The organism is Mycobacterium sp., from assembly GCF_036488105.1.
Taxonomy (GTDB): domain Bacteria; phylum Actinomycetota; class Actinomycetes; order Mycobacteriales; family Mycobacteriaceae; genus Mycobacterium.
Map to the genome: position 1 here is coordinate 1 of NZ_DASXHW010000521.1, position 3,955 is coordinate 3,955.

6 protein-coding genes and 1 pseudogene are annotated in these 3,955 nt (G+C 64.6%); 4 read left to right on the plus strand and 3 right to left on the minus strand.

Annotated elements, in window-relative coordinates; translation table 11 throughout:
- A pseudogene (locus VGH54_RS27525) lies at positions 1 to 765 on the minus strand (hypothetical protein); the annotation flags it as partial.
- A 101-nt stretch (positions 766 to 866) separates the two neighbouring features.
- On the opposite strand from VGH54_RS27525, the gene VGH54_RS27530 reads away from it, so the two are divergent.
- The 4 genes from VGH54_RS27530 (at position 867) to VGH54_RS27545 (ending at position 3,316) form a co-directional block, all read left to right on the plus strand.
- The gene (locus tag VGH54_RS27530; RefSeq protein ID WP_331515297.1) at positions 867 to 1,109 is read left to right on the plus strand and encodes a type II toxin-antitoxin system prevent-host-death family antitoxin; all 243 of its coding nucleotides are present in this window, start codon (positions 867 to 869) and stop codon (positions 1,107 to 1,109) included.
- A 23-nt stretch (positions 1,110 to 1,132) separates the two neighbouring features.
- Complete coding sequence (locus VGH54_RS27535) at positions 1,133 to 1,537, plus strand: type II toxin-antitoxin system VapC family toxin (RefSeq protein WP_331515298.1); 405 nt, start codon at positions 1,133 to 1,135, stop codon at positions 1,535 to 1,537.
- A 202-nt stretch (positions 1,538 to 1,739) separates the two neighbouring features.
- Entirely contained in the window at positions 1,740 to 2,210 is a 471-nt protein-coding gene (locus tag VGH54_RS27540; RefSeq protein ID WP_331515299.1) for an SEC-C metal-binding domain-containing protein, read from the plus strand.
- Entirely contained in the window at positions 2,171 to 3,316 is a 1,146-nt protein-coding gene (locus VGH54_RS27545) for a plasmid pRiA4b ORF-3 family protein (protein WP_331515300.1), read from the plus strand. The genes VGH54_RS27540 and VGH54_RS27545 overlap by 40 nt, the downstream gene beginning before the upstream one ends.
- A 14-nt stretch (positions 3,317 to 3,330) precedes the next feature.
- Here VGH54_RS27545 and vapC read toward each other — a convergent pair whose 3' ends face one another.
- Together vapC and VGH54_RS27555 are read right to left on the minus strand one after the other, a co-directional pair.
- On the minus strand, positions 3,331 to 3,729 hold the full coding sequence (gene vapC / locus VGH54_RS27550) for a type II toxin-antitoxin system VapC family toxin (protein ID WP_331515301.1): 399 nt from the start codon (positions 3,727 to 3,729) through the stop codon (positions 3,331 to 3,333).
- Positions 3,726 to 3,955, minus strand: a 230-nt coding sequence (locus VGH54_RS27555) for a type II toxin-antitoxin system VapB family antitoxin (RefSeq protein ID WP_331515302.1), incomplete at its 5' end; no start/stop codon positions are given. The genes VGH54_RS27555 and vapC, both read right to left, overlap by 4 nt.

Here is a 3,955-nt window from a genome sequence, read left to right on the forward strand (position 1 = left end):
GCTGTCACCTTGGTAACTCGAATATGCGCTGCGGCCGTTGGGAAATACCGAGAAGCCGTCCCAGGTGCCGAATGATGTGAACGGCTTGTTGAACTTCATCACGAAGTACACCGTGTAGACGTTGTTCTTACCGCAGAACCCACCGCTGGTCGCCGACCCGGTGATGGTGGTGTTGTCGTCACCAATTTGGATCTTCGCGGCGGCATTGCCACCCAGCGATCCGCCGGACCGCACGAAGAACCGCGCCGCACGATCGTTCGGATAGTGGAAGCGGCCCACACCGGTGCGGTTGGTGGCGGTGAGTTCCGCCGTCACGCCCGCCGACGGGAGCCGCACCGTGTAGTAGCCGGGCACGCCGCGCTCGTCTTTGTCGTGGGCGATCTCTTCGTTGGTATCCCAGGGCTCTTTGCCGACCGGGCTGGTGGTCGGCAGCATCGAGATGTCACCGAACGCCGGGCAGCCCACCGAGGCGTGCGTCATGCTGAACCCGGTGGCGCGCTTGTTCGAGTGGCTATAGCCCGCGTAGTTGTCGACGGTGTCCGGCGAGTACTGCACCATCCCGAACGGCACCGAGGGGCCGGGGAAGTTGTTGATCTCCCCCACCGACTTGCCGCCGCTCCCGGTGCCGATCAGGGTGTCGACGTGCTCGACCGGGTTGGCGACCAGTGGCTGCGGTTCGTACGACGTGGGCGCAGCACTGACCAGCATGGCGCTGACCAGCAGCGCTGCCGCAATCAGCGCAACGGCACCCCGTCGGAACTGCATAGCCCGAATTTTGCTCCTTCGCTAAGGATTGGTGTGGGAGGCGGACCGGTATCGCGTGACTCCGCCGCCGCCGACTTAACCTGTCTCACCGGTGATACACTATGGGTGTGGAGCCAGTAACCGTGCGCGACCTCCGTAATAGAGGAGGAGAAGTCCTGGATCGTGTGGAGCGCGGCGAACGTTTGATCGTCACTCGGGATGGGCGCGCGGTCGCCGAGTTGCGCCCGCTGCCACGCCGCAGCGCCAGACCTGTCGAACTCATTGAGCGCAGGAAAGGGTTACCCCGCGTTGACCCCGACGTGCTGAGACGTGACATCGACACCGTCATTGACGCAACGCTGTGACCCCTGAGCCGGCATCGCGAGGGATGCTCGACACATCCACGGTGATCCTGCTTGGGCGCATCGACGATCCCGCAACTCTGCCTGACGAAGCCTTGATCAGCGCGATCACTTTGGCTGAGCTCTCGGTGGGGCCGCATGTCGCCCATAGCGACGAAGAGCGCGCGGCGCGCCAGGCGCATTTGCAGCAGGCGGAGTCGGACTTCGACGTCCTGGTCTTCGATGCCGAGTCTGCGCGCGCATATGGAGTGGTTGCCGCATCCTTGCGAGCGTCCGGCCGAAAGCCAGCGGCACGCGCTTATGATGCATTGATCGCCGCCAGCGCCATTGCCTACGATCTGCCGCTATACAGCTGCAATCCGTCAGACTTTGAAGCGATCCCAGGCCTGGAACTACGAGCCGTCCCCCATCCCGATCACGGCAAGCCATGAGCCACGCTGAGACGGCATTGCGAGTGTAAGTAACGCGCTAGTGCAGTAGCCGGTGTGCGACAAGTGTTTCAGCATCTCGCTATGGAGCCAGTCGACCTAGTCGGGCAGGATGGGTTTGTCGACCGGTGGTGCCCCTTCAATTTTGAAGGCGTATGCGATAGCACATTTGCAGGAACGACGACCACTTGAAGAACTACGTGCAATGGCCGGACAAGGCGGGTTGATGCAGGAGCAGGAAACGCCGGCGGAATCCGGCGACCCAGTCGGCGCGGTGGCGTTGGCGTGGCTGCCGGCCGGTGACTACGAGCAGGCGGTGCAGCTGTGGCCGGACCTAGCCGAGAGCGACCGCGTGCGTGGCCCGCACGGGCCGGTGCCGCACCGGCAGTACTGCAGGAGGCTCCAGCAGATTCTGATCGAGTACGCGGAGGTAAGCATACCCGCGCTGACGATCGCACCGGTGCGGCTCCCGCGGTTTACCGCCTGGTGCGCTGAACGGGACCAGCAGCCCGACTCGGCGGAGGCCCGGGCCGAATATGCTGCGCACCTGGCCGCCAGCGCCGACCCTGATTTGATCGCCTGGCCGCCGGGCCGCAACCAGCCGTGCTGGTGTGGGTCGGGGCGAAAGTACAAGAAGTGCTGCGCTTCAACATCTTTCGAGGCAACGCGGTCGTGAAGACCACCCGGCTGCAGGTGGTGTTGTGTGACGTCGAGCCGGCGGTGGCGCGGGTGCTCGACGTGCCGGCAAAGGCGACTCTGCCGGAGTTGCACGATCTGCTGCAGGCCGCGATCGGTTGGACAAATTCGCATCTGCACCAGTTCGTGACACCGGAGGCGACCTACGGCATCGATATCCCCGGCGGGGAGGTGTGGCCCGAGGACCAGCGTGACGAGTCCGTCGTACGACTGGCCGATCTCGGCGCCCGATTCGAGTATCTCTACGATTTCGGCGACGGCTGGACCCACGACATCGAGGTGCTCGGGCCCGGTGGCGCCGCACCGGGCTGCCCGGACGGATACGGCGTGTGCCCACCCGAAGACTGCGGCGGCCCCGGCGGGTACGCCGAACTGCTGGACATCCTCGCCGACCTTAATCACCCCGATCACGATCAGATGCGAGGCTGGGTCGGCAATCGGCTGCGTCCGTTCGATGTGACCGCCACCGACCAGCGGGTGCGCCGAGTTGTCGGCGAGGTGCCCGAAAGTGTCCGGCTCTTAGTCGATCTCGTCGGCGACGGGGTGAAACTAACCCCGGGCGGACGGCTGCCGAGGACAGTGGTGCGCGGCATCCAGCAGCATCGCCCGGGCTGGCATCCGCTCGGCCAGCCCGCCGCCATCGAGGACGACCTGCCACCGCTGGTGACGCTGCACGACCTGCTGCGCCGCGTCGGGCTGTTGCGGCTACGCCACGGCGTCCTCACCTGCACCCGCGCGACCAGTGACGACCTCGCTGTGGTCCGCCGGCTCAGGTCAGCGTTCGAGCCCCACGCGTTCGGCACCGAGATCACCGAACTGACAATCGGCGTGCTGGCCGCGCATGGTCCACTTCCCCTTGCACAGCTCGCCACACGAGTGCACCAGCTGCTCGGGCACGGCTGGCGGCTCGACGGCGAACCCCTCACCGAGGAGGACCTGCGGATCGCGATTGCCCGGCAATCGCCGATCATGAAGGGACTCGACCTGATCGACAGCAACTGGCATTCCTGGAGGGTTGGGCGGTCGGCGCAATCCCTGCTTCCCAGGGCCACCTTGCTTGCCGAAATCTGGGCCGACGACGAGTAAGTGGCCGGTTGCTTTCAGGACATCCAAATCCGAAGCGATGTGCAGGTGGCGAGGCGGTCAAAGTCCGCGTCCGCATGCAACAGCGGGACACCGGTGCGCACACAAGGAGCTGCGATCAGACAGTCGAGGGTCTTCCGGATGGTTACACCGGCACGTCGCGCCGCGCGATACAGCCTGGCCGCCAGCACAAAATCGTCCAGTTCCGCCAAACGAAGGATTGGGAAGGCGCGCAGATGCCGCTCTACCCGCATCGCCTCCCGATCCGACCGCAGTCCCTGCAAGATCTCGGTCAGGATCACGTCGGTTAACGCGACAGGTTGTCCGGCTTCAATCAGCTCCACACAACGCGTCGCCTGTGGCGCAGGAGTGTCGTTCAGGACGTCGATCCAGACGCTGGTGTCGACGACGATCACGACCGGCCGCTACGGCTCTTGGCCAAGTCGCCTTGCCAACGCACCTTTCCACGCAGTTGAAGGATACCGATTTGGCGATGCCGGGCAACGAGTTCACGCAGCGCCAGGTTGACCGTGTCGCGCTTGGTTTTCGTACCGACCAAGCGCTGAGCCTCGCGCAGCGCGTCGTCGTCGATGTCGATATTGGTTCGCATACACATCAAGTTACACCACCTGTGGTGTAAGC

Excerpts from the sequence above, each read along its gene's own strand:
- VGH54_RS27530 (WP_331515297.1), top strand. The coding sequence starts at position 867 with ATGGGTGTGGAGCCAGTAACCGTGCGCGACCTCCGTAATAGAGGAGGA.
- VGH54_RS27535 (WP_331515298.1), top strand. The coding sequence starts at position 1,133 with ATGCTCGACACATCCACGGTGATCCTGCTTGGGCGCATCGACGATCCC.
- VGH54_RS27540 (WP_331515299.1), top strand. The coding sequence starts at position 1,740 with ATGGCCGGACAAGGCGGGTTGATGCAGGAGCAGGAAACGCCGGCGGAA.